This window comes from Salmonella sp. SAL00653 (assembly GCF_046552515.1).
Classification (GTDB): Bacteria; Pseudomonadota; Gammaproteobacteria; order Enterobacterales; family Enterobacteriaceae; genus Salmonella; species Salmonella enterica.
In genome coordinates, this window is record NZ_JBGDTY010000011.1 from 127,967 (window position 1) to 151,673 (window position 23,707).

20 protein-coding genes and 1 pseudogene are annotated in these 23,707 nt (G+C 53.3%); 6 read left to right on the plus strand and 15 right to left on the minus strand.

Annotated elements, in window-relative coordinates:
* Window positions 1-8: 8 nt before the first annotated feature.
* The 6 genes and pseudogenes from ACLJRU_RS14275 to ahpC form a co-directional block, all read right to left on the minus strand.
* On the minus strand, window positions 9-776 hold the full coding sequence (locus tag ACLJRU_RS14275) for a dimethyl sulfoxide reductase anchor subunit family protein (protein WP_000417096.1): 768 nt from the start codon (window positions 774-776) through the stop codon (window positions 9-11).
* Window positions 776-1,333 carry a 4Fe-4S dicluster domain-containing protein gene (locus ACLJRU_RS14280; protein WP_001250381.1) on the minus strand — a complete coding sequence of 186 codons (558 nt, stop codon included), beginning with the start codon at window positions 1,331-1,333 and terminating at the stop codon, window positions 776-778. The genes ACLJRU_RS14275 and ACLJRU_RS14280 overlap by 1 nt, the downstream gene beginning before the upstream one ends.
* Window positions 1,330-3,609: pseudogene (locus tag ACLJRU_RS14285) on the minus strand (molybdopterin-dependent oxidoreductase). Before ACLJRU_RS14285 ends, ACLJRU_RS14280 begins: the two are co-directional and overlap by 4 nt.
* Window positions 3,602-4,162 carry a molecular chaperone gene (locus ACLJRU_RS14290; RefSeq protein WP_000377428.1) on the minus strand — a complete coding sequence of 187 codons (561 nt, stop codon included), beginning with the start codon at window positions 4,160-4,162 and terminating at the stop codon, window positions 3,602-3,604. Before ACLJRU_RS14290 ends, ACLJRU_RS14285 begins: the two are co-directional and overlap by 8 nt.
* Window positions 4,163-4,494: 332 nt before the next feature.
* Window positions 4,495-6,060 carry an alkyl hydroperoxide reductase subunit F gene (gene ahpF, locus ACLJRU_RS14295; protein WP_000887644.1) on the minus strand — a complete coding sequence of 522 codons (1,566 nt, stop codon included), beginning with the start codon at window positions 6,058-6,060 and terminating at the stop codon, window positions 4,495-4,497.
* A gap of 241 nt (window positions 6,061-6,301) precedes the next feature.
* Window positions 6,302-6,865 carry an alkyl hydroperoxide reductase subunit C gene (ahpC, locus tag ACLJRU_RS14300; RefSeq protein WP_023234723.1) on the minus strand — a complete coding sequence of 188 codons (564 nt, stop codon included), beginning with the start codon at window positions 6,863-6,865 and terminating at the stop codon, window positions 6,302-6,304.
* A gap of 440 nt (window positions 6,866-7,305) precedes the next feature.
* Here ahpC and dsbG point away from each other — a divergent pair, with 440 nt between their 5' ends.
* The 4 genes from dsbG (at window position 7,306) to ACLJRU_RS14320 (ending at window position 11,262) form a co-directional block, all read left to right on the plus strand.
* On the plus strand, window positions 7,306-8,052 hold the full coding sequence (dsbG, locus tag ACLJRU_RS14305; protein ID WP_001539414.1) for a thiol:disulfide interchange protein DsbG: 747 nt from the start codon (window positions 7,306-7,308) through the stop codon (window positions 8,050-8,052).
* Between the two features lie 316 nt (window positions 8,053-8,368).
* Window positions 8,369-9,271 (plus strand): DNA-binding transcriptional repressor CitR, encoded by a 903-nt coding sequence (gene citR / locus ACLJRU_RS14310; RefSeq protein WP_001539412.1) that lies wholly within the window; start codon window positions 8,369-8,371, stop codon window positions 9,269-9,271.
* Between the two features lie 165 nt (window positions 9,272-9,436).
* Entirely contained in the window at window positions 9,437-10,672 is a 1,236-nt protein-coding gene (locus ACLJRU_RS14315; protein WP_023234722.1) for a phosphoadenosine phosphosulfate reductase, read from the plus strand.
* Window positions 10,645-11,262, plus strand: a complete 618-nt coding sequence (locus ACLJRU_RS14320; RefSeq protein ID WP_079785933.1) for an IbrB-like domain-containing protein — start codon at window positions 10,645-10,647, stop codon at window positions 11,260-11,262. The genes ACLJRU_RS14315 and ACLJRU_RS14320 overlap by 28 nt, the downstream gene beginning before the upstream one ends.
* On the opposite strand, the gene ACLJRU_RS14325 is transcribed toward ACLJRU_RS14320, so the two are convergent.
* On the minus strand, window positions 11,263-12,423 hold the full coding sequence (locus ACLJRU_RS14325) for a pyridoxal phosphate-dependent aminotransferase (protein ID WP_001245592.1): 1,161 nt from the start codon (window positions 12,421-12,423) through the stop codon (window positions 11,263-11,265).
* A gap of 126 nt (window positions 12,424-12,549) precedes the next feature.
* On the opposite strand from ACLJRU_RS14325, the gene ACLJRU_RS14330 reads away from it, so the two are divergent.
* Complete coding sequence (locus ACLJRU_RS14330) at window positions 12,550-13,638, plus strand: oxidoreductase (protein ID WP_001016849.1); 1,089 nt, start codon at window positions 12,550-12,552, stop codon at window positions 13,636-13,638.
* A 35-nt stretch (window positions 13,639-13,673) separates the two neighbouring features.
* On the opposite strand, the gene ACLJRU_RS14335 is transcribed toward ACLJRU_RS14330, so the two are convergent.
* From ACLJRU_RS14335 to entC, 7 genes are all read right to left on the minus strand, one after another.
* On the minus strand, window positions 13,674-13,871 hold the full coding sequence (locus ACLJRU_RS14335; RefSeq protein ID WP_000460619.1) for a YbdD/YjiX family protein: 198 nt from the start codon (window positions 13,869-13,871) through the stop codon (window positions 13,674-13,676).
* 63 nt (window positions 13,872-13,934) lie between these two features.
* On the minus strand, window positions 13,935-16,040 hold the full coding sequence (cstA, locus tag ACLJRU_RS14340) for a pyruvate/proton symporter CstA (RefSeq protein WP_001043108.1): 2,106 nt from the start codon (window positions 16,038-16,040) through the stop codon (window positions 13,935-13,937).
* A 181-nt stretch (window positions 16,041-16,221) separates the two neighbouring features.
* Window positions 16,222-16,635 carry a proofreading thioesterase EntH gene (gene entH, locus ACLJRU_RS14345; protein WP_000637966.1) on the minus strand — a complete coding sequence of 138 codons (414 nt, stop codon included), beginning with the start codon at window positions 16,633-16,635 and terminating at the stop codon, window positions 16,222-16,224.
* A 2-nt stretch (window positions 16,636-16,637) separates the two neighbouring features.
* Complete coding sequence (gene entA, locus ACLJRU_RS14350) at window positions 16,638-17,393, minus strand: 2,3-dihydro-2,3-dihydroxybenzoate dehydrogenase EntA (RefSeq protein ID WP_001112176.1); 756 nt, start codon at window positions 17,391-17,393, stop codon at window positions 16,638-16,640.
* Window positions 17,393-18,250 (minus strand): isochorismatase, encoded by an 858-nt coding sequence (locus tag ACLJRU_RS14355; RefSeq protein WP_001539409.1) that lies wholly within the window; start codon window positions 18,248-18,250, stop codon window positions 17,393-17,395. The genes entA and ACLJRU_RS14355 overlap by 1 nt, the downstream gene beginning before the upstream one ends.
* A gap of 13 nt (window positions 18,251-18,263) precedes the next feature.
* Window positions 18,264-19,874 (minus strand): (2,3-dihydroxybenzoyl)adenylate synthase EntE, encoded by a 1,611-nt coding sequence (entE, locus tag ACLJRU_RS14360; RefSeq protein WP_001222456.1) that lies wholly within the window; start codon window positions 19,872-19,874, stop codon window positions 18,264-18,266.
* A 9-nt stretch (window positions 19,875-19,883) separates the two neighbouring features.
* Window positions 19,884-21,059, minus strand: a complete 1,176-nt coding sequence (entC, locus tag ACLJRU_RS14365) for an isochorismate synthase EntC (protein ID WP_023234721.1) — start codon at window positions 21,057-21,059, stop codon at window positions 19,884-19,886.
* Between the two features lie 308 nt (window positions 21,060-21,367).
* Between entC and fepB the strand changes: the two genes are divergently transcribed.
* The gene (gene fepB, locus ACLJRU_RS14370; RefSeq protein WP_001539407.1) at window positions 21,368-22,324 is read left to right on the plus strand and encodes a Fe2+-enterobactin ABC transporter substrate-binding protein; all 957 of its coding nucleotides are present in this window, start codon (window positions 21,368-21,370) and stop codon (window positions 22,322-22,324) included.
* A gap of 62 nt (window positions 22,325-22,386) precedes the next feature.
* Here fepB and entS read toward each other — a convergent pair whose 3' ends face one another.
* Window positions 22,387-23,631, minus strand: coding sequence for an enterobactin transporter EntS (gene entS, locus ACLJRU_RS14375; RefSeq protein WP_001081671.1), 1,245 nt, complete (start codon window positions 23,629-23,631; stop codon window positions 22,387-22,389).
* Window positions 23,632-23,707: the final 76 nt, after the last annotated feature.

Sequence of the window (23,707 nt, forward strand, 5' to 3'; positions counted from 1 at the left end):
CATCATCGTTAGTACAAATGCCCGATATTCACAATAGTACTCACCGTGTCGCCAAAAAAGACCAGCCGACTCAGAAATACGCCGACGAATAACAAGACGAACAGGAGTTTCGGGCGCGAATCACCGTGACGGCTGGCGACAAAAGCGAGCGCAAGGCAGACCAGGCTTGCCAGATAAAACGGTGAAGCCAGCCATGAACGCGCCGTCATCTGCATGACCGTTCCCCCGCTTAACCACACCAGCGGCGCCGCGATAAGTACCGCGATACACACCACAATCCCCTGGCGTAACGCAGGAACGGCAGGCCTGAGTTTTAACAGCGGAATCGCCGCGCAACCCATGACCCATACCGTAATAAAAAATAACAGCATGGTAAACCCATTAGCGATAGCCACCATCGCTGGCGCGGCGTAGGTCATCCCCTGCACCGCCACCAGTAACACGCCGAACACGGAGGCGATAAGAGCCATCGCTTTATGTCCCTTTGCCAGGAACGTTACGCCGACCGCTGCGCCAAACAACGTGGCGCCCAGGATTTCCCGACTTAACCAGGCATGTCGCAGGTTAATCAGCGCATCATAAGCGCGATCGGGATGCGCCAGATGCAGAATCGCGGCAATAGACGCCAGTGCCAGCACCAGCCCGGTGGCCAACCAATAGAAACGCTGGCCTTCCACTTCACCACGCAGCGTACGCCATGTCAGTACCAAAGCCATCCCGACAGACATCTGGCTTAATACCGTAAAAAACACCAGCGGCAGTTCATATTTTTCCATTACTTGTCCTCCGGCTGCTTAGGCTGGCGCGCCAGAATAAAGCGCGTTCCTGGATTAAGCTGTGGCATATGCGGGAACCCTGGCGGATACTGCACCGCATTATCGGGCACAGGATCGGCATCCAAATCGATAATCGACAAGGCGCCCACCGGACAGGCGTTTACGCACGCCGGATTCATACCGATATCAAGACGCTCGTAGCACATACTGCATTTTTCCGCTTTACGCGTCTCTTCATTAAAACGCGGCGCGCCATAAGGACAGTTACGAATACAGTTTTTGCAGCCAATGCAGCGCTCAGGGTTATGCACCACCACCCCATCTTCACGTTTGGTATAGGCTTCGACCGGACAGGCGGCGACGCAGGCCGGATGTTCGCAGTGGTTACAGGCCAGCGAGTAAAACGCCCGCTCTTCATGTGGATAGATGTCTTTATCCAACGGATAAACGTAGCGCCAGAAGCGATCCGGCTCCAGTTGGTTAAAGCTTTTACACGCCATAGCACAGCCGCGGCAGCCGATGCACTTATCGCTATTCACTAAAAACGCACGTCTCATGCTACGGACTCCCCTTTACCGATCAATACAACGTCAGCAAACTGACTGTGGATAGCGGCGCCCGGCGCGCCAGTTTTCATCAGCCCCATATCAGCAGGCGTATCGGCCACGACGTTTTGCACGTTGTACTGCCGTTTCGGGAACCACGCTTCATACATCACCAGAAAATCTTCCGGTACGTTGGTGGTGACTTTTGCCCGCAGCTCAACTTCACCGGTGCCATTGAAAACTTTGACCAGATCGTTCTCGCTGATGCCCTTTCTCTTCGCGGAAGAAGGATGGATATAAACGAACGGTTCCGGGTAGAACACCTGCATCCAGTCCAGGTTGATAAACAGCGAGTGCAGGCCAAACTGCACGTGCGGCGTAAACAGATGGAAAGGCAGTTTGCTCTCGGCTTCCGGTTTGTATTCCGGCAGCGCGGTGTGGCCGTTTTTCTCCGCCAGTTCAGATTTAAATTCATACTTGCCTGACGGCGTTTTGAACTTGCGATCGTACCAGGCGGCAGAACTTGGCAGGATCGCTTTTTTCGGCCCGTCCAGCAGATCGTCCCAGGAAGAGATGCCAAACATTTTCGCCATACCGTCGTTGAACTCCTGATCCAGCCAGCGCTTGTGATCGAACTCTTGCGGGAAGGTACAGGAACCCGGCGCCATCTTATTAATGGTGCGCGACAGCATGGTAGCGATTTCAAGGTCGCATTTTGCTTCATACATCGGCTTAATCGCCGGCTGATTAATGGAAAGCCAGTAGTGCCAGTAAGAAGCATCCACGTTCCACTCTTCAAACGCGGTGGTAACGGGCAGCACGATATCAGCGTGTTGCACCGTTTCGTTGAAGAACTGATCGGCGCAGACCACCATTTCCAGTTTTTCAAACGCTTTTTTCATCTTGCTGCGATCGAAATCCTGGGCAAACGGGTTTTTACAGGCGACCCACAGCATACGAACCGGCGGATCGTTGGCCTCCAGAATCCCCTGCGCCGTCTGGTTGATATTCAGAGAGCGATCGGAGTACTGCACGGCGTCGCTGCCAGCGGCAGCCCCGAATTCACTGGTGGTGCCCGCCGCTCCCGGTATGCCAATAGCGCCCACCGGCGGCTTCTGCAGCATGGCGTTATAGTTAAAGCCCCAGGTATGCAGATGGCCATAACGCGCGCCGCCGCCTTCGACACCGATGTTGCCGGACATAGCGACAAAGGCATCGATAGCGCGAACGTTGGCGCCGCCGTTGACATGACGCTGCATCCCGTAACCAATCCAGACCGTGGCCGGCTTAACCGCCGTAAACTCTTCCGCCAGCTGGCGAATGACATCCGCAGACAGGCCGCAGATTTCTGCCGCCCACTCCACGGTTACATGGTTACGCAGATAGGCTTCAAATTCCGGATAGCCGTGAGCATCGTTGTTAACAAAATCCTAATCCACCAGGCCTTTATCCACCAGATGACGCGCCATTCCCAGCGCCAGCGCACCGTCTGAGCCAGGCCGTACGCGCAGGTAGAGATCGGCTTTGGCAGCAGTCTGCGACAGCAGCGGGTCGATAACCACGACCTTCGCCCCTTTCTCGCGCGCCTGATAGATGTACTTCATGCTGTGCATTGAGCACCAGGCCGGGTTGGCGCCCCAGATAATGATGTATTTCGCTTTCACCATATCTTCCGGGTCGTTACACCACATGTCGCCCATGTCGTAGTTTTGCGCGTCGATACCGGCAGGCCAGCACGGCGTACCGGCAAAACGGGTGGTGTAGCCAAGCGAGGACATCATCCCTTCAACGGCATAGTTCAGCACGCCAAACTTACCGGAATATTTGGTCAGCGCCAGACCGAGCATAGAACCGTCTTTTTTCTTAATCTCCAGCATTTTGGCGGCAATGCGCTGCATCGCCTCTTCCCATGAGATGCGACGCCAGTTGCCGCTACCGCGAACGTCCTGCGCCATGGGATATTTAATACGATCGGGGCTATAAACCCGGCGCGGATAGCTTAACCCTTTGACGCAAGGGGTACCGTGAGTAAATGTTGATTCCGGCGCGCCTTCCACGAAAGTAATGACCCCGTCCTTTACCCACGTCTTGAGGCTACAGGTGTCATAGCAGTTACGCGGACACGCGTTACGATAAATTTTGTACGTTTTAGGGTTAAAGGGAACAGGCGGCTGCGCAAGCGCGCATCGGGAGGTCAGTAATCCTCCGGGTAAAGCCGCAACGGCGCCCAGTGCCACTATCCCCTTTAAAAAAGAACGTCTGTTCAGATGTCCCGTCTCATTACTCATATTGATACTCTCGTTTTAATTCATCAAGCCAATAAAATAAGATGTCCGCCACCGTATATAACGTGGTCGTTTGTGCATGAGTTTTTATTTTTTCGATATATAATGGCACCCACTTTGTTAAATAGTTATTGATATATTGAGTGAGGGTAGAGCGGTATGGTGACGTTTGCCGGGTATTAGCCAGTAATAGTGTGGTCAATTCCAGCACGCAGGAAATATGATCGTCAGGGATATTGCTCTCCTGATTAACCGATAATCCCAACGCTGCCATAAACTCCCGTATCTCCAGCGTCGCCTTTCCCATCACCAGCGCATCGTCCTCCAGATACACTGAAGCGAAAGGCGCAGCCAGCAGCTTGCCAGGACCGACGAATAGCGCATTAAAGTCATACTCCGCTTCCAGCCACGCCCGGTCGGTAAGGTTTACCGCAGCAGAGGGATTTAATCTCACGTAGGCAGATTTCAGTGAATGACTATCATGAGAATTAAAAAAATCACGCAATGTAAGCCCTGTTTTTTCTAATTCCGTCAGTGATTCATAGATTGAATCCATGAATAAATAACCTCACATACAAATGCAATATAAATCAAGAAAAAAGAATGGGCATGTTAGCGGAAGCGCTTAATCTTTCTTTGATAAAAAAACAGAAAAATTCCAGTTAAATCCGTAGAAGGCTTTTTTATTGTTTCAAAGTTTAAAAACAGAAGACCGTTGAAATAAAAAACCGTCTGTTATTAACAGACGGTTTCAGAGTATTGATAATGAAGAAGGTGTTTTACCCGGTGGCGTTCCCCAGGCATAAACACCGCAGGCCCGAATAGCTTACACTATCGGGCCATTTACGATGGCCAGTTAACTGGCCTTGCAGGTGTGCTTACTTCTTTTTATGCGATTTTGGTGCGAATCAGATAATCAAAGGCGCTCAACGAGGCTTTCGCCCCTTCGCCCGTGGCGATGATAATCTGTTTGTAAGGAACGGTGGTGCAATCGCCTGCGGCGAAGACGCCCTTAACGCTGGTTTCACATTTGGCGTCAATAATGATCTCGCCCATGCGGTTACGCTCAAGCGCGCCCTCCAGCCAGTGGGTATTCGGCAACAGACCAATCTGCACAAAAATCCCTGCCAGCGCGACGCTATGAATATCGCCGCTGACACGGTCACGATACTCCAGCCCCACCACTTTCGAACCGTCGCCCTTCACTTCTGTCGTTTGCGCATTCAAAATGATATCGACATTTTTCAGGCTACGCACTTTGTCCTGTAGCACCTGATCCGCCTTCATCTCCGGCGCGAACTCCAGCAACGTAACGTGTTCTACAATACCTGCCAGATCGATAGCCGCTTCAACGCCGGAGTTGCCGCCGCCGATGACCGCCACACGCTTCCCTTTAAATAACGGACCGTCGCAGTGCGGACAATAGGTGACGCCTTTGGTGCGATACTGATCCTCGCCCGGCACATTCATATTGCGCCATTTCGCGCCGGTGGCGATGATGATACTGCGCGCTTTCAATACTGCGCCGGACGCCGTTTCAATCTGATGCAGGCCGCCTTCTGTCGCGGCCGGAACCAGTTTACTTGCGCTCTGGCTGTCGATAACGTCAACGTCGTAATCGCTGACATGCGCTTTCAGCGCGCCCGCCAGTTTTTGGCCTTCGGTTTTCGGCACCGAGATATAGTTTTCGATATCCACGGTATCCAGCACCTGACCGCCGAAGCGCTCGCCCATCAGACCGGTACGGATGCCTTTGCGCGCCGAGTAGACCGCTGCCGCCGCGCCCGCCGGGCCGGAGCCGACAATCAGTACGTCATACGCATCGCGTTTGTTCAGCGCTTCCGCCGCGCGTTTTTCTGCGCCAGTATCCACTTTGGCGACAATCTCGGTCAGAGTCATACGTCCCTGGCCGAACTCTTTACCGTTAACAAATACCGCCGGAACACCCATCACGTTACGTTCGGTGATTTCGTTCTGGAAGGTGCCGCCATCAATTGCCGTATGTTTAATACGCGGGTTCAGCACCGCCATCAGGTTCAGCGCCTGCACTACGTCCGGGCAGTTATGGCAGGAGAGTGAATAATAAGTTTCGAATTCAAAATCGCCGTCAATATCGCGAATCTGCTCCAGCAGCGACTGCGCTTCTTTTGACGGATGACCGCCGGTCCACAGCAGCGCCAAAACCAGCGAGGTAAATTCGTGGCCCAGCGGAGAACCGGCAAAGCGCGGCCCTTGCTGAGAACCTGGATTCGTAATCAGGAAAGACGGCTTGCGCACCGGCAGAGTATTGTCTTCTTTAAACGTGACTTTGTCGGACAGCTCGGCGATTTCAGCCAGCAGTTCCTTGATTTCCGCCGATTTAGCGCTGTCATCCAGCGTGGCAATCAGCTCAACAGGTTTGGTCAGTTTCTCAAGGTAAGCCCTGAGCTGGGTTTTCATATTTGTGTCGAGCATTCTTCTTCCCTCTCTGAAAACATCATCATGCAAGCCGACTTCGCGGGACTGCATTAATGCAACTTGCGTCATGGTGCTGAAATGAAATGGGCGCGGGTGCGCCCATGACTGAAACAATTTCCAAAGTATTTCACGTCAGAGTAAGGCGGCTAGCCTGAGAATCCCCGGGAGCTTACTGAAGTAAGTGACCGGGGTGAGCAGGCGACGCCAACGCAGCTATGGCGTGAAAGACGACGGAAATTTAGATTTTACCGACCAGGTCTAAAGATGGAGCCAGAGTCGCTTCGCCTTCTTTCCATTTCGCCGGGCATACTTCGCCTGGGTGAGCGGCAACGTACTGTGCTGCTTTAATTTTACGCAGCAGGTCAGACGCGTCACGGCCGATACCTTCAGCGGTAACTTCGATCGCCTGGATGATACCCTGCGGGTCAACAACAAAGGTCGCACGGTCTGCCAGACCTTCATCTTCACGCATGTTGTCGAAGTTACGGGTCAGGGCGCCAGTCGGGTCGCCGATCATCGCATATTTGATTTTTGCGATAGTTTCAGAGCTGCTGTGCCATGCTTTGTGCGTGAAGTGAGTATCGGTTGAGACGGAATAAACGTCTACGCCCAGCTTCTGCAGTTCTTCGTAATGGTCGGCAACGTCACCCAGTTCAGTCGGGCAAACAAAGGTAAAATCGGCCGGGTAGAAGAAGAAGACGCTCCAGCGGCCTTTGGTATCTTTCTCGGTGACTTCAATGAATTCACCGTTTTTGAACGCCTGGTTTTTGAAAGGTTTGATTTTGGTGTTAATTAAGGACATCTATACTTCCTCCGTGTTTTCGTTGAGGAGTAAGTTAACGAAATTTTGCTGATTCGGCTAATGCGTTTCCATTATCAAATCAATAAGCGTTAACTAACAACCCGATTCGGGCGACATTGTGAACACTGCGCCCTGTCAGCCATCTAAAGTAAAAAGGCCGCCTGACAGGCGGCCCCATTACCTGAACTACCCGTAGGTAACTTCAGAGCCAGTACGACTCGTCTTGCAAATTACAGACGTATTGTCTGCAACTCGAAATCCATAGCGTATATGCTGGCTAAGTGTTGCGCTCTACATTACCTTAACAAAGGCTGTAACAGCGAAAAGGATTACATCACCCCAGCACAGAAAGGGCAATCCTGCCACGCCAGCTCTTACCTATGTCTGTGATAGGCATCATCATTAATACTCTTTTCGCTTTGATCTTAAAAGGAAAAAATATGATTAAACGTACATTGCTGCTTGCTATGCTGCCCATTCTCGCCCACGCGGAAGAACTTCCTGCGCCGGTTAAAGCCATTGAAAAACAGGGCATAACAATCCTGAAATCCTTCGAGGTGCCGGGGGGCATGAAGGGCTATCTCGGAAAGTATCAGGATATGGGCGTCACGATTTACCTGACGCCGGACGGTAAACACGCGATTTCCGGCTATATGTATAATGAAAAAGGCGAAAATCTTAGCAACGCCCTGATAGAAAAAGAGATCTATGCACCGGCCGGACGTGAAATGTGGCAGAAAATGGAAAAAGCGTCATGGATACTCGACGGTAAAAAAGACGCGCCGGTGGTGCTGTATGTCTTCGCCGACCCTTTCTGCCCCTATTGTAAGCAGTTTTGGCAACAAGCTCGTCCGTGGGTCGAATCCGGCAAGGTACAATTACGCACATTACTGGTCGGCGTGATTAAACCGGAAAGCCCGGCCACAGCCGCAGCGATTTTAGCCGCGAAAGACCCGGCGAAAACCTGGCATGACTATGAAGCCTCCGCAGGAAAGATGAAGCTGGAAGTTCCGGCGTCCATCCCCCCGGCGCAGATGAAAGTCATTAATCAGAATCAGCAGCTAATGGACGATCTTGGCGCTAACGCGACGCCAGCAATTTATTACATGAATAAAGATAAGATTTTGCAACAGGTTGTGGGTTTACCGGAAAAAGCGCAACTGGACGCCATGATGGGGCAGCCTTAACGCAGAAATTAGCAAAGCTGGAGCTTAACCGTACCACGCCCGATAGCGCTACGTTTGTCGGGCCAACCTCTGACTGGCATTAACGCGACGCCAGACCAGCATGTCATCCGACACAGCCTTTTTAGACTAACGGCGTGGTTATAAAAGTGTACGTTATGTCCGCCTTTACTGTAATTATTTACTCGCTAAAATATTCATAACTGTGGTATTTTAGTTTAAATAAACTCTACATTAAGTTTAATAAACATAACTCTGGTAAATTATTGAGATTAAGTCATAATCATGGAAGATACCATGATTATGCCGGGAACATACTATGGCTAACCTTTACGACCTTAAAAAATTTGATCTTAACCTGTTGGTTATATTTGAATGTATCTATCAACATTTAAGCATTAGCAAAGCAGCAGAAACACTCTATATTACACCTTCTGCCGTAAGCCAGTCATTGCAACGCCTGCGCACGCAATTCAACGACCCTCTATTTATTCGTTCAGGCAAAGGAATTACGCCTACCGTAACAGGCATTAATTTACATTATCATTTAGAAAATAATCTTAACAGCCTGGAACAAACTATTAATATAATGAATCAGTCCAGCCTGAAGAAAAAATTTATTATCTACAGCCCACAGCTGTTGATCACCCAATATGTGATGAAATTAGTTAAATATATCCGCAAAGATCCACAGGTTGAAATTGAACATCACGACATTTTGACCACTGACGAACTGCCTGAAGATCTGCTTGCCTACCGCAAAGCAGATATTGTGGTTTCAATGGCCCCACTGAATAATCGTTCTATTGTTTGTACTCACTTTAATAGGCCAGAATGCATCCTGGTTTGCAGTGAAAACCATCCCCGACTAGGCGACACCGCCACTATCGACGAAATTCTACAAGAGTCATTTACGCAACTCGTCTCCCGGGCAACCGGTATGAAAGAATATCATTCACTTATGGATGATGTGCTGGGGGAAAGAATAATTGGTTTCAGAAGCAAATCGCTGATGACCATCGCCAACTCTATCAGCTCCACGGAGCTTATTGGTTTTTTACCACAAACATTTTTTGACTATTACTCTTCCTCTATCAAACTTAAAAAAGTCACCATACCTTTTACCATTGCTCCCATACAATTCTATCTTATGTATAATAGGGCTTCGCTGAATAATAGCGGATTTGCTGAGCTCATTGAGCACATCACAAAAAAACATTAATAAGAAGGTCAGATAACGGATATTAATATAAATTTAATGTATATGTTTATGGGATATATTTATTTTACAAATATAATAAAGCATTGCAAGTTCATCTAATCTGCTTATCCTTTATGTTAATTATTTCGAATATACTGTAGTTAACACATCGGAGACTATCCAGAGATGTCGGTTTATAAAGTTCCGCTCGAGCAAAATGTTCTGGAAGCGGCTCAAGAGCGTATAATGTGGACCCTGGAAACCTTACCCCGGGTCTGCGTCTCATTTTCTGGTGGTAAAGATTCAGGACTTATGTTGCACCTGACGGCAACGTTGGCGCGCAAAATGAATAAAAAGATCCATGTTCTCTTCATTGACTGGGAAGCGCAATTCTCCTGTACCATCACCTATATTGAATCGTTACGTGAATACTACGCGGACGTTATTGAGCGTTTTTATTGGGTCGCATTACCCTTAACCACACAAAACTCCCTTTCACAATACCAGCCGGAGTGGCAGTGTTGGCAGCCGGGTACCGACTGGGTACGACAACCGCCAGAAGATGCGATTACCGATCCGGCCTTTTTTTCCTTTTATCAACACGGCATGACCTTTGAACAGTTCGTTCGCGATTTTGCCGACTGGTTTTCAGAAAAACGTCCTGCCGCTATGCTGGTCGGTATTCGTTCCGACGAATCCTATAACCGATTTGCCGCTATCGCTAACTCGCATAAGCTGCGCTTTGCCGACGATAAGCCCTGGACCACGTTAGCCCCTAAGGGGCACACCTGGTATATCTATCCCATCTATGACTGGAAAACCGCAGATATCTGGACCTGGTTCGCCAAAACAGGTAAACCATGTAACCCTTTGTATAATTTGATGTATCAGGCTGGAGTACCGCCCCGTTACATGCGTATTTGCGAACCGTTCGGCCCGGAACAACGACAGGGGTTATGGCTGTATCATGTTATCGAACCTGAGCGCTGGGCGGCCATGTGCGCCAGAGTCAGCGGCGCACTCAGCGGAGGAATATACGCCGGACAAGACAGCCATTTTTACGGCCACCGGAAAATTTTAAAACCCGATCACCTTAACTGGGAAGAGTACGCGCTGCTCCTGCTACACAGTATGCCTGAAGTCACTACCGAACATTACCGTAATAAAATCGCCGTTTATTTGCAGTGGTATAAGAAAAAAGGCATGCACACCATTCCACAAACGCAGCATGGCGATATCGGATCGCGCGATATTCCGTCGTGGCGACGGATCTGCAAAGTATTACTGAACAATGATTACTGGTGCCGGGCGCTGTCATTCAGTCCGACAAAACCTAAGAATTACCAGCGTTATAACGAACGTATGAAAGCTAAACGCCAGGAATGGGGGATCTTATGCAACACCGACTCACAACCGAAATAACTCACTTTCTCTCTGAACTGCCTGAAGAGGAGAGGATCGCCGCCATTAATGAATTTAGAATGGCGATACATAGCGTTAGTCCTTTTCGCGATGAGCCTGTCGATTGTGTCCTGTGGGTGAAAAACGATCATATTTCACCTAATGACTACAACCCGAATAACGTTGCGCCGCCGGAGAAAAAACTGCTGCTTAAATCGATTGAACAAGATGGGTTTACTCAGCCGATCGTGGTGGTAAAGGCCAATACGGAGGAGTACGAGATTGTAGACGGTTTTCACCGTCATGAGCTGGGCAAAGGAAAAGCGGCCCTGAAAAGGCGTCTGAAAGGCTACCTGCCGATAACGTGTCTGGACAGAGAACGTCACGAACGCATGGCGGCAACCATTCGGCATAACCGCGCGCGCGCGCGCCACCAGATCCACGCCATGTCAGAAATCGTGCGCGAACTTTCTCTGCTAGGCTGGGACGAGAGCAAAATCGGCCAGGAGTTAGGTATGGACGCCGATGAAGTCCTGCGCCTGAAACAGATCAACGGCCTGCAGGAGCTTTTTGCAGACCGTCGATTCTCCAGAGCGTGGACGGTTAAATAACTACAGTTTACACAGGCGCTCTGCGGCGGCCAGCAGCGTTGATTCCTGTTTAGCGAAACATAAACGTATAAGCTGATGCGGGAAAGGGGCGGCGCAAAAGACAGAGAGCGGAATAGCGGCGACACCGACTTCTTCGGTTAGCCACTGACAAAACTCAACGTCATTTAGCGTCGACACTGCGCTGTAATCGATTAACAGAAAATAGGTACCTTCACAGGGCAGCACTTTTAATCGGCTTTGCGCCAGCGCGTTAACCAGCACATCGCGTTTTTTCCGGTAAAAATCGGGTAACGCGCGATAGTGTTCCGGCGCGGCGCGCAGCATATCCGCCAGCGCCAGTTGCGCCGGCGTATTGACGCAAAACGTCAGGTACTGATGAACTTTGCGTATTTCGGCGCTAATGGCCGCAGGCGCAACGCAGTAACCAATCTTCCATCCTGTCATATGAAAGGTTTTACCAAACGATGAAACGGCAACCGCCCGCTCTCGTAACTGAGGGTGCGCCAGTACGCTGGCATGACCTTCGGCGGCAAAACAAATATGTTCGTACACTTCATCGCTTAATACATAAATTTCCCGCTCGCCGATAGCCTGCCACAGCGCCTCGATATCCGCCTGGCGCCAGACGGTAGCGGTGGGATTATGCGGCGTATTGAGGATCACCAGTCGCGTGCGCTCGCTAAGCAACGCCGAAAACGCCTGCCAGTCGACGCGAAAATGCGGCGGCGTAAGCGCTATGCGTTTTAACACTCCGCCGGAGAGCGCCACGGCCGGGGCATAGCTGTCGTAACTGGGATCGAAACAGATAACCTCATCCCCTGCCCGCACCAGCGCGGTAATCGCCGCATACAGCGCTTCTGTCGCGCCCGCTGTGACGGTGATATCACTGACGTCATCGGGTCGATAACCATATATTTCCGCCGTTTTATCGGCAATGGCCTCCCGCAGCGCCTGCGCCCCCGTCATCGGCGCATATTGATTCGCGCCCTGCGCGACATGATAAGCCAACCGCTCGTGCAAATAACGAGGACCATCAAAATCAGGGAAGCCTTGCGATAAATTTATTGCCTGATGTTTCTGCGCCAGCGCGCTCATTTGCGTAAAAATCGTGGTACCAAGATTTGGCAATTTGCTTTTTGGAATCAGTGGGTTATTTCTCATTATCTTCATACCCGCCAGTGATGTGGTTGTTGACACACTATCACAGGGTGTTAGTATTTGGCAATCAAGACGTTTAGATGTCTAAATATAATAACAACGGTGAGAAGACCCTAAGGACAACACAACATGAACCACACTGAGATCCGCGTCGTTACCGGCCCGGCGAATTATTTTTCCCATGCAGGAAGCCTCGAAAGACTGACCGACTTTTTCACGCCGGAACAGCTTTCCCACGCCGTTTGGGTGTACGGCGAACGCGCGATTGCCGCCGCCCGGCCTTACCTGCCGGAAGCGTTTGAACGTGCTGGCGCAAAGCATCTGCCGTTTACCGGCCATTGTAGCGAACGCCATGTTGCCCAACTGGCGCACGCCTGCAACGACGATCGTCAGGTGGTGATAGGCGTCGGCGGCGGCGCGCTGCTCGATACCGCCAAAGCGCTCGCCCGCCGTCTGGCGCTGCCGTTTGTCGCTATCCCGACAATCGCGGCAACCTGCGCCGCCTGGACACCGCTTTCCGTCTGGTATAACGACGCGGGACAGGCGTTACAGTTCGAAATTTTTGATGATGCCAATTTTCTGGTGCTGGTCGAACCGCGCATTATTCTGCAGGCGCCCGATGACTATCTGTTAGCTGGCATTGGCGATACGCTGGCGAAATGGTATGAAGCCGTTGTGCTTGCGCCGCAGCCTGAAACGTTGCCATTGACCGTAAGACTGGGCATTAACAGCGCGTGCGCTATTCGCGATCTCCTGCTGACCAGCAGCGAACAAGCATTAGCGGATAAACAGCAGCGTCGGCTGACCCAGGCATTTTGCGACGTGGTGGATGCGATTATCGCTGGCGGCGGTATGGTCGGCGGCCTCGGGGAACGCTATACCCGTGTCGCCGCCGCCCATGCGGTACACAACGGTCTGACCGTTCTGCCGCAAACGGAAAAATTCCTGCACGGAACGAAAGTAGCTTATGGCATTCTGGTGCAAAGCGCGCTACTGGGACAAGATGACGTGCTGGCGCAATTGATTACAGCGTACCGGCGATTTCATCTGCCGGCCCGGCTTAGCGAACTGGACGTGGATATTCATAACACCGCCGAGATCGATAGGGTAATCGCGCATACCCTGCGCCCGGTCGAATCCATCCACTATTTACCGGTGACGTTAACGCCAGACACCCTGCGTGCGGCGTTTGAAAAAGTTGAATTTTTCAGAATATAGCCTGGTGACGTTGCGTTTATCAGGCCTGGCAACCCTCAGCAGCAACGCGCGCCGCCTTTTCCACCATAGCGCGCATCCTGCCGCTCGCGGAAAAATTCTTCATAGGTCATCGGCGTCTGATCCGGATGCGTTATGCGCATATGCTCAACATAGTTGTCGTAGTCTGGCACGCCAATCATCATTTTTGCGGCCTGTCCCAGATATTTTCCGGCTTTCGAAAGCGTATCGAACATCGTTGTCACCTGTCATCCAAATGCCCTCTCCTTATTCTGGAGAGGGCTATTGATGTAAAAAGATTAGTGCGCGCCTTTCGCCTGCGTCACGATCTCATCCACATTTTCCGGCATCGGCTCATACGGCGTTTCATTCGCCGTCGGTTTGTCAATCTTCAGAGCGGCCAGCGCCGTCTTAATAGAGAAGACCGCCAGCACCACGACCACCACCATAAAGAAGATGGTTAGCCCGGCATCCAGACGGTTATTGAATACCAACTGCGCGAGCTGCGATTCGGTGTACTGCGGCGGAATATTGCCGCTGTCGATCATCGCCTGGAACTTATTGGCAATGGCCAGGAAGCCGATTTTCGCATCCGGACTAAACGCTTTCTGCCAGCCCGCCGTCAGCGTACAAATCAGCAGCCAGGCCGTTGGCACCAGCGCGACCCACGCATAACGCTGACGCTTCATTTTGAACAGTACCACGGCGCAAAGCATCAGCGCCATCCCCGCCAGCATCTGGTTAGCGATGCCAAACAGCGGCCACAGGGTGTTAATACCGCCCAACGGATCGACCACGCCCTGATGGAGGAAATACCCCCACGCCAGCACGCACAATGCCGTAGCAAGCAGGTTCGCTGGCAGCGAATCGGTACGTTTCAGCCCTGGCGACACTACGCCCAACAGATCCTGCAACATAAAGCGCGCCGCACGGGTACCCGCATCCACCGCCGTCAGAATAAACAGCGCTTCAAACAGAATGGCGAAGTGATACCAGAACGCCACATCCATCATGCCGCCCAACGCGCCATGTAAAATGTAGGCCATCCCTACCGCCAGCGTTGGCGCACCGCCTGCGCGGGAGATAATGGATTGTTCGCCGACTTCATTGGCAATCTGGTGTAACGTATCCGGCGTGATAGCGAAACCCCAACTACTGACCACCTGCGCGGCAGAAGCCACGACATCCGCTGTCCCCGCTGGCGCCAGTACCGCCATCGGGCTATTCATCGCAAAGTAAACGCCCGGATCGATAATACAGGCGGAGACCAGCGCCATAATGGCGACGAAAGATTCCATTAACATCCCGCCATAGCCGATAAAGCAGGCCTGGCCTTCGTTGGCCAACATCTTCGGCGTCGTGCCGGAGGAGATGAGCGCATGGAAACCGGATACCGCGCCGCAGGCGATGGTAATAAACAGGAACGGGAACAGGTCGCCCGTCCAGACCGGTCCGGTACCATCAACAAATTTGGTCAGCGCCGGCATAGTCAGCGTCGGACGCATAATCAGAATCCCGACCGCCAGACCGACAATCGTACCAATTTTCAGGAAGGTAGAGAGGTAATCACGCGGCGCGAGCAGCAGCCAGACCGGCAGTACCGCCGCGACAAAACCATACCCCACCAGCATCCAGGTAAGCTGCACGCCAGTAAAATCAAAGTACGGCGCCCAGGTTGGGCTTGCCGCCACCCATCCGCCGGAAATAATAGCGAAAATAAGAAATACCAGCCCAATGACCGACACCTCGCCGATGCGCCCCGGACGCAGATAACGCAGGTAGATGCCCATAAAAATCGCCAGTGGAATAGTGAACGCGACAGTGTACGTTCCCCACGGGCTATGGGTCAGCGCTTTCACCACGATCATCGCCAGGACGGCCAGAATGATCACCATGATCATAAAGCAGGCCACCAGCGCGATCACCCCTGCCGTCGCGCCCATCTCCTCTTTAACCAGCTCGCCAAGCGAACGCCCATCGCGCCGGGTCGAGACGAACAGCACCATAAAGTCCTGCACCGCTCCCGCCAGAACGACGCCCGCCAGCAGCCAGATCATCCCCGGCAGATAGCCCATCTGCGCCGCCAGTACCGGCCCGACCAGCGGACCTGCGCCAGCAATGGCCGCAAAATGGTGACCAAAAAGCACTTTCTTATCGGTCGGGACATAATCCAGACCATCATTATGACGTACCGCGGGCGTCATACGCGTTGGGTCAACCGCCAGCACTTTTTTGGCGATATAGAGCCCATAAAAACGATACGCAATAAGATAGACACAGACCGACGCCACCACGATCCATAGCGCGTTGATCTGTTCCCCACGATTTAACGCAATATAGCCTAGGGCAAACGCACCCAATACTGAGAGCGCTGTCCAGACGAGGTATTTCCCTGATTTATTCATAGTTGTTGTCCGTTTGGGTGTTCCAGAGAGATGTTACATTTTGTTTCTATAACACCTTTACCGTAATTAACAACACAACAACATGATAAAACCGTATCGTTACCCATTTTTTACATTACAGTGTTAACCAGATCACTTCCTTTCTTCGTTGACGCTGCAATTGCATTTTACTTTGCCAGAACTATCCCATTACCGCCGTTCCCAGGCGACAGGTGCAGCAGCGCCTCCCCTGCTCGTCAAAGAGCGTAATTTCCCAGCTTTGATTCTGCCGCCCCAGATGCAGCGGCAGGCAAACGCCGCGTACTTTCCCCTGCGAGACGGCGCGGTGGTGGGTGGCGTTTAACTCGGTCCCGACCACGCACTGCCCGTCGCGGGTCATCAGATAACCCGCCATTGATCCTAACGTCTCCGCCAGCGCTGCCGATGCGCCGCCGTGTAGCAGACCAAACGGTTGATGAGTGCGGGCATCGACGGGCATTTCCGCCTCCAGCACGTCATCGCCCAGACGGGTGTAAACAATGCCCAGATGCGCCACCAGCGTGTTCTGACTGGTAGCGTTCAATTCATCCAGCGTTAAATGCCGTTTCCAGATCATCGTCAGGCTCCCAATGTTGAACCGCCGTCCACCACGATATCCTGCAAGGTAATGTGGCTGGCCAGATCGGAGGCAAGAAACAAAATGGTATTGGCTATCTCCTGCGGACGGGCGATTTTACCGAGCGGTATGCCGAGCTTAAACTGTTCGCCGAAACCGCGAATGCGCTGCTGTTCGGCATCTTCACTCACCCATAAAGTGCGCTGCATATCGGTGTCGGTCGAACCGGGCGACACCACATTACAGCGCACCCCACAGCCCGCCAGCTCCAGCCCTACGGTTAGCGCCAGGCTTTTCAGCGCCGCTTTAGAGGCGCCGTAAGCGCTCATACCGATACGCGGCGTATGCGCCGCATCTGAGGCTACGGTGACAATCGCCCCTCCCTGCTGACGGCGAAACTGCGCCATCGTCTGCGAAAACAGGTTAAATGCCCCGCCCACATTGACCGCAAATGTCTGCTGCCAGTCGTCGACGCTAAGCGCATCGGTCGCTCCCATACGCAAAATACCGGCAGCGTTGACCAGCACATCCAGCCGCGGCGTTTTTTGCAACACACGCTGGCACACCTGCGCAACCTGCCCGGCATCCGCCACATCCATAACTTCGGTAGCAAAGGGATAACTCTCTTGCGTAAATTCGCGATCGAAGCCGATCACCCGCGCCCCGGCGTCAACAAACGCCAGTGCCGTCGCGTAACCGATCCCTTTCCCCGCCCCGGTCACCCATACCGTTTTGTCTGAAAAATCAATACAGGGCATTACTCTACCCCGCGAGAAAGCAGCGCCCACCAGGCGTCAATGGTCGGGTTTTTCGCCAGCATCACGAAGTCGATATCGCCGTGTACTTTACGCCAGCGCGCTGCCAGCCCCATCATGCGTACTGAATCCAGGCCATAATCAATCAGGTTTTCATCATCCAGCGGCTCGTCGGTCTCATCCAGCAACGGCAGAATCAACGCCCGCAGCTCCGCTTTACTGGCAGGAACCGGCGTCGGCAGCAGCGACTCGGTCATGACGACGCGACCGGAACGCCCCGCCACATAGTTCAGCGCCATCAGATGCTCTTCCCGGCTGAAATCCGCCAGCGCATCCGCCACCATAAACGGCTTAATGTCGCGCATAAACGCATCGGTAGCGGTGGTCATACAGCCAATATGCGCATACACGCCGGTAATGATGAGCTGATTGCGTCCGGTATCTTTTAACATCTGTTCCAGCGGCGAGCGGTGAAACGCGCTATAGCGCCACTTCACCAGCACCGTATCCGCCTCATCCGGCGTTAAGGCTTCTACCACCTTCTGCTGTTCCGGAGAGCGCGTCAGTCCCGGCCCCCACATATCATTGAGTAACGCGCGATCTTCATCGCTTTGCTCTTTCGGCTGAGCGGTGTAATAGACCGGGATATGATGCTCCTTACAGTACTGGCGCAGAGCGGCGATATTGGCAATTACCTGGTCCATCATTGGGCAGTTGCGGCCCCAAAAGCTGACAAAGTAATCCTGCATATCGTGGATGAGCAGCGCCGCGCGCTCCGGCTCAAATGCCCAGTTCACTTTGTTGGTCGGGATATCCAGTGCGGTGGGCAGCGCGTAAGACTGTAGTTTCGGGATTGCCATCTCTCTTTCTCCTTCAGAGCGGTGAACGTGACGCCAACCGCTGGCGTAATTGTTTTTTATCGACTTTACCAACCGGCGTCAGCGGCAGTGACGCAACGCACTCCACGCGATCCGGTAATTTAAATTCCGCCACGCCCTGTTCTCGCAGGAAACGGCGAACCTGTACCGCTCGCAGCGGCTCTTTTACCACCAGATATGCGCAACTTTTTTCCCCCAGCAGTTCATCTTCCATGCTGACCAGCGCCGCATGGATCACCGCCGGGTGGCGTAGTAACAGGTTTTCTATCTCTTCGGCGGCTATCTTCTCGCCGCCCCGATTGATCTGATCTTTTTCACGCCCGTGAACGGTGATGTAACCGTCTTGATCAATGGAGATCAGATCGCCGGAACAGTAAAAACCGTTGGCGTCAAAGGCGCTGGCATTGTGTAGCGGACTGTTGAAATAGCCGCGAAAAGTATAGGGGCCGCGCGTCATCAGACGACCAATCTCGCCCGGCGGCAGTGGATTCCCGTCGGCATCCGCCACCCACACTTCGTCGTCCGGACACATGGGTCTTCCCTGGGTATTGATAATCCGTTCCGGACTATCGTCCAGCCGGGTATAGTTCACTAACCCTTCCGCCATGCCGAAGACCTGCTGCAACTGACAGCCAATTTCAGGCGGAATACGGGCGGCCAGCGTCGCAGAAAGCTGCGCGCCGCCAACCTGCAATAACCTTAATGACGCCAGCGGCGCATTGCCGCCCCACTCCTGGATAGCCTGTAGCCATAGACTGACTGCGGGCGGCACCAGCGCCGTGGCATTAATCTGGTGTTTTTCGATCAGCGGGAAACAGAGCGTGGCGCCAGGATCGGTCGTCAGCACTACCGTTCCTTTGGCGAGAAAAACGCCCAGCGCGCCCGGCGAACTCATGGCGTAGTTATGCGCGGCGGGAATCGCGCACAGAAAACGCGTCTCCTCGTTGAAACCGCAAATCTCATTGCTGCGGCGCACGCTGTAGTAATAGTCGTTATGGGTACGGGGAATAAGCTTTGGCGTGCCGGTAGTACCGCCGGAAAGCTGAAAGTAGGCCACTTCGTCAGCAGGTGATGGCGTGGCGGTGAAATCTTCCGCCGCCTGCCGCATCGCCGCGTCCAGGCTGTGATCGCCGTCGTCGTTGCGCAATAACACCACCCGCACAGAGCGGTGTTCAGCCACAAACGTGTTGAGAAAGTCCTCCCCGGCGAACAGCGTATGTTGGCGATCGGCAATCACCAGCGTCGGCGCGATCTGCATCGCATAGGCGTTAAGTTCGGTACGTTGATGGCTAAACAGCGCCAGAACGGGCGCTACGCCAAGCTTCAACAGGGCGAAAAAGGTGATATACAGTTCCGGTACATTCCCCAGTTGCACCAGAGCGGTTTCGCCAGGTTTGATGCCCTGATGGCGTAAATAGCAGGCCAAATTATCTGCGGCCTGGTTGAGCTGGCGATAGCTGAATGCGCGCTCGCCTTCAATGACCGCCGTCTTGTCGCTGTCAGCGTGGCGGGTCAGAATATCGGTCAACGGCACGTCTTGCCAGTAGCCTTTTTCACGATAACGGCGGGCAAATTCATCCGGCCAACGGGTGAAAGGTATACGCATCATCGTTCCTTAATGCAGTCCAAAAACGTTCAACATCGTAGAGAGCTTGACGCCGGTTTCCCGCCACTCGCCGACTGGCGAAGAGGCAGGGACAATCCCGGCGCCAGCGAACAGGCGCACCTGATTACCGTGCAATTTCGCACAACGAATCGTCACTACCCACTCGCCGTTTCCTTCGGCATCGCACCAGCCGACAATGCCGCCAAACAGTTCACGATCGAACGGTTCCAGTTCAGCAATCAGCTTTTTCGCGACCTGATGAGGGAAACCGCTTAACGCAGGCGTTGGATGCAGCAGACAGGCCAGCGTCAGCGCGTTTTCTCCGGCGTTGGCCTTGCCCTCAAACGGCGTACCGAGATGCCATAGCGTCGGCGTGGTGATCAACTGCGGAGAGGAAGGTAATTGCAGTTCCGTGCTGCGATCGCGCAGGATCTGCTTCATCGCCTGCGTCACCAGCTCATGTTCATGCCGATCTTTTTGTGAAGCCAGCAGTCGGTTTCCCGCCTCGCGATCCAGAACGTCATCCGGCTGTCGACGTGCCGAGCCTGCTAACGGCAGCGAACTAAACCGCTCGCCCTCTTTGCGTAGCAGCAATTCGGGGCTGGCGCCCAGCAGAACGCCGCCATCCGCCAGTGGCACATGGAAGTTGTAACTAACTGGATTCTGCGCAACCAGCCGCTCCAGCAATGCTCCGCTATCCACCGCCACATCAGTGGTGATATCTATTAGCCGGGAAAGCACCACTTTATCGACGTCTGGCGTGGCGGTCAGCATAGCCGCGCGTGCGACCATCGCTTCAAAAGCATCCTGCTCCGGAATCGCCTTTCGCGCCGTCACCGTCAGCGACTGATGGTCAGTAAAATAACGCGCCGTGCGCTGCTTTTGCTGGCGGGAAAAGGACTGCCACGCCATCGGGATAAATAGCGACGACGGCTGACGAGTATCAAAGGGGATCGCCCCCACCAGGATAGGGTTGGCGATGCCCTGCGATTTGGCCTCGGCAAACTGCTGGCGCAATTTCTGCTGGAAAGGGCTATCCGGCGAATCGCCGGCAACCGCAGGCTCGGTATAACGGGCGAAGCACCCGGAAGTGGTAAAACTGCGATACGGCGACATGAAGAAAAAGCGATCGGGAGCAAGCGTTGCCATTGTCTCCTGAGCGTCCTCGGCCACTGACATATCCATATCATCCTCCAATGATAAAGGCTTATATACACTTCATCTTTCAAGCTGCCTCTTTGTTGGCTGCGATCAGAAACCCCGGTCACACAGTTATCTATGCTCGCGGGGATTTCTTCCCTTGCCGTTGCGATGCTTCTTGAATGATTTTGTGTATAATAATGATTATTATTTCTATTTTTAGTGCGCTAACCTAAGAGTAAAACGTCGCTCTGTCAACTCTGGTCATGAGTTAAATGGCACTAAGGCTTGCATCTCGCTGCCGCTGATATGAAAATGAGAAGCATTAACTTTATTAATAACAGGACGCTATTGTGAGACTCCCCGCCTTTTATCGTTGGCTGCTTTTAGTGGTTGGTTTATCAATTTCAGGAATATCCTTAGCCCAGGACGCCGGTTGGCCCCGGCAAATTCAGGACAGCCGCGGCGTTCATACTCTGGACCACAAACCCGCGCGTATCGTCTCTACCAGCGTGACGTTGACAGGCTCGCTGCTGGCGATTGATGCGCCCGTCGTCGCCAGCGGAGCCACTACGCCGAATAACCGCTTTGCCGACGATCAAGGGTTCATGCGCCAGTGGAGCGACGTAGCAAAGGCTCGCCATGTCGCCCGGCTGTATATCGGCGAACCGAATGCCGAAACGGTCGCCGCGCAAATGCCGGATCTCATTTTGATTAGCGCCACCGGCGGCGACTCCGCGCTGGCGCTTTACGATCAGCTCTCCGCTATCGCGCCGACGCTCGTCATCAATTATGACGATAAAAGCTGGCAGAGTTTGCTCACGCAGCTTGGCGAGATCACCGGTCAGGAGAAACAGGCCGCCGCGCGAATAGCGGAATTTGAGGCGCAACTGACGACGGTTAAACAGCGAATCGCCCTGCCGCCGCAGCCGGTTAGCGCGCTGGTGTATACCCCTGCCGCGCATAGCGCCAATCTGTGGACGCCAGAATCAGCACAAGGCAAGCTATTGACGCAGTTAGGCTTTACGCTGGCGACATTGCCCCGAGGGCTGCAAACCAGCAAAAGCCAGGGTAAGCGCCACGATATCATTCAGCTTGGCGGTGAAAATCTGGCCGCCGGGTTAAACGGTGAATCTCTTTTCCTGTTTGCCGGCGACAACAAAGATGTCGCGGCCCTTTACGCCAATCCGCTGCTGGCGCACCTGCCAGCGGTGCAAAATAAGCGCGTCCATGCCCTGGGTACGGAGACGTTCCGTCTGGATTATTACAGCGCAACATTGTTGCTTAACCGGCTAGCCGCCCTGTTTTAGCCTTATCGGAGTCTTATCCGACTGACCAGACCGATTTTGTCAGTCGGATAAACGCCCCTTCATCAGCCAGCATCGCTAACCGGTGGCGTCTGGCGAAAACGGCGTAGCTCGCCCAGCACTAACAGCAGCAGCAAACCGATAATCACCAGCCCGAATCCACTCACGCTCGCGGAAGCGACCGGCGTCATCATTGCGCCAAGACCGCCTAACAGCGCCGCGCCGATAGCGTCTCCCGTGACGTTTTGCGCGGTCCACAGGCCATTCATTCGCCCCAGCATATTTTCCGGCGTCTGGGTTTGCAGCAGAGTGTATTGTAATAACGAACTGATGGCGCTAAGCCAGCCAAACAGCGCCAGACAGATAACACCTGCGGTCCAGACCGGCATGATGGCGAACAGCCCCACCGCCAGAAAAGAACCAACTGTCGAAACCAGCATAATGAGCCCCGGACGAACGCTATGCGCCAGTTGTCCGCTGGTCAGCGCGCCAATGGCCGCCCCCAGCGGAATTGCCGCATACAGCAAACCGATTTGCGCCGCCGACATCTGCCAGCTCATCGCCAGCGCCGGATAGAGGACGCGTACCGCGCTTGCCATCGTCACCAGACCGCCAAGCAGCGCAATACCGCCGATAAGCGGACTGGCGAGCAAAAAACGAAATGCCGCCAGTAACGCGATAAAAGGATTTTCCCGCGGCTGCGGAGGAACAGGCAGTCGCGGCAGCGTCAGTAGCGGCAATAGCGTAATAAACGTCCCGGCGGCCGCCAGCCCATAGTTCCAGGCTACACCGCCGCTGGCAAGCAATATGCCCCCCAACATCGGGGAAATAACCGATCCCAGACGTACCGTCAGCATGGTAATCGCGCCAGCCTGCATCAGATTTTCTCTTCCGACCAGCGCTGGCGTCGCCGCCAGTAACGCGGTCACGCCCAGAGACGCGAAAAAGCCGTCCCACAGGCCAAGGAGATATATCGCCAGCAATGACGGTTCCGGCAGCAGCGAGTTCACGCACAGGCCAATAAAGCCAATACCGCAAGTACCGCGCGCCAGCAGAATCACCTTTTTGCGTTCGTAGCGATCGGCCAGTACGCCACCCACCATTAAGCCAATAAACATGGCGCCGCCGGTTAACGTTACCGACAGTCCTACCTGCCAGGTGGAGTGCGTCATCATTTGGATCTGTACCGGAACCGCCACGCCAAGCAGCCCCAGCGAGACAATAGAGATAAAACGGGCCAGAAATACTGCGCGAAATGCAGGGTGCGTCTTCAACAGGCTGAGATTGAGCAGCCAGGATTGTCGATTCATTACAACGCCTTAATGCGAGTTTTTTTAAATATCCATTCAATGGCTGCACATGCTAACATAACCAAATAAGATAGAT

Excerpts from the sequence above, each read along its gene's own strand:
- ACLJRU_RS14280 (WP_001250381.1), bottom strand. The coding sequence starts at position 1,333 with ATGAGACGTGCGTTTTTAGTGAATAGCGATAAGTGCATCGGCTGCCGC.
- entC (WP_023234721.1), bottom strand. The coding sequence starts at position 21,059 with ATGGATATGTCAGTGGCCGAGGACGCTCAGGAGACAATGGCAACGCTT.
- ACLJRU_RS14275 (WP_000417096.1), bottom strand. The coding sequence starts at position 776 with ATGGAAAAATATGAACTGCCGCTGGTGTTTTTTACGGTATTAAGCCAG.
- ahpC (WP_023234723.1), bottom strand. The coding sequence starts at position 6,865 with ATGTCCTTAATTAACACCAAAATCAAACCTTTCAAAAACCAGGCGTTC.
- entH (WP_000637966.1), bottom strand. The coding sequence starts at position 16,635 with ATGATCTGGAAACGGCATTTAACGCTGGATGAATTGAACGCTACCAGT.
- cstA (WP_001043108.1), bottom strand. The coding sequence starts at position 16,040 with ATGAATAAATCAGGGAAATACCTCGTCTGGACAGCGCTCTCAGTATTG.
- entA (WP_001112176.1), bottom strand. The coding sequence starts at position 17,393 with ATGCCCTGTATTGATTTTTCAGACAAAACGGTATGGGTGACCGGGGCG.
- ACLJRU_RS14330 (WP_001016849.1), top strand. The coding sequence starts at position 12,550 with ATGAACCACACTGAGATCCGCGTCGTTACCGGCCCGGCGAATTATTTT.
- ahpF (WP_000887644.1), bottom strand. The coding sequence starts at position 6,060 with ATGCTCGACACAAATATGAAAACCCAGCTCAGGGCTTACCTTGAGAAA.
- dsbG (WP_001539414.1), top strand. The coding sequence starts at position 7,306 with ATGATTAAACGTACATTGCTGCTTGCTATGCTGCCCATTCTCGCCCAC.
- ACLJRU_RS14315 (WP_023234722.1), top strand. The coding sequence starts at position 9,437 with ATGTCGGTTTATAAAGTTCCGCTCGAGCAAAATGTTCTGGAAGCGGCT.
- citR (WP_001539412.1), top strand. The coding sequence starts at position 8,369 with ATGGCTAACCTTTACGACCTTAAAAAATTTGATCTTAACCTGTTGGTT.
- entE (WP_001222456.1), bottom strand. The coding sequence starts at position 19,874 with ATGCGTATACCTTTCACCCGTTGGCCGGATGAATTTGCCCGCCGTTAT.
- ACLJRU_RS14320 (WP_079785933.1), top strand. The coding sequence starts at position 10,645 with ATGCAACACCGACTCACAACCGAAATAACTCACTTTCTCTCTGAACTG.
- ACLJRU_RS14325 (WP_001245592.1), bottom strand. The coding sequence starts at position 12,423 with ATGAGAAATAACCCACTGATTCCAAAAAGCAAATTGCCAAATCTTGGT.
- ACLJRU_RS14335 (WP_000460619.1), bottom strand. The coding sequence starts at position 13,871 with ATGTTCGATACGCTTTCGAAAGCCGGAAAATATCTGGGACAGGCCGCA.
- entS (WP_001081671.1), bottom strand. The coding sequence starts at position 23,631 with ATGAATCGACAATCCTGGCTGCTCAATCTCAGCCTGTTGAAGACGCAC.
- ACLJRU_RS14355 (WP_001539409.1), bottom strand. The coding sequence starts at position 18,250 with ATGGCAATCCCGAAACTACAGTCTTACGCGCTGCCCACCGCACTGGAT.
- ACLJRU_RS14290 (WP_000377428.1), bottom strand. The coding sequence starts at position 4,162 with ATGGATTCAATCTATGAATCACTGACGGAATTAGAAAAAACAGGGCTT.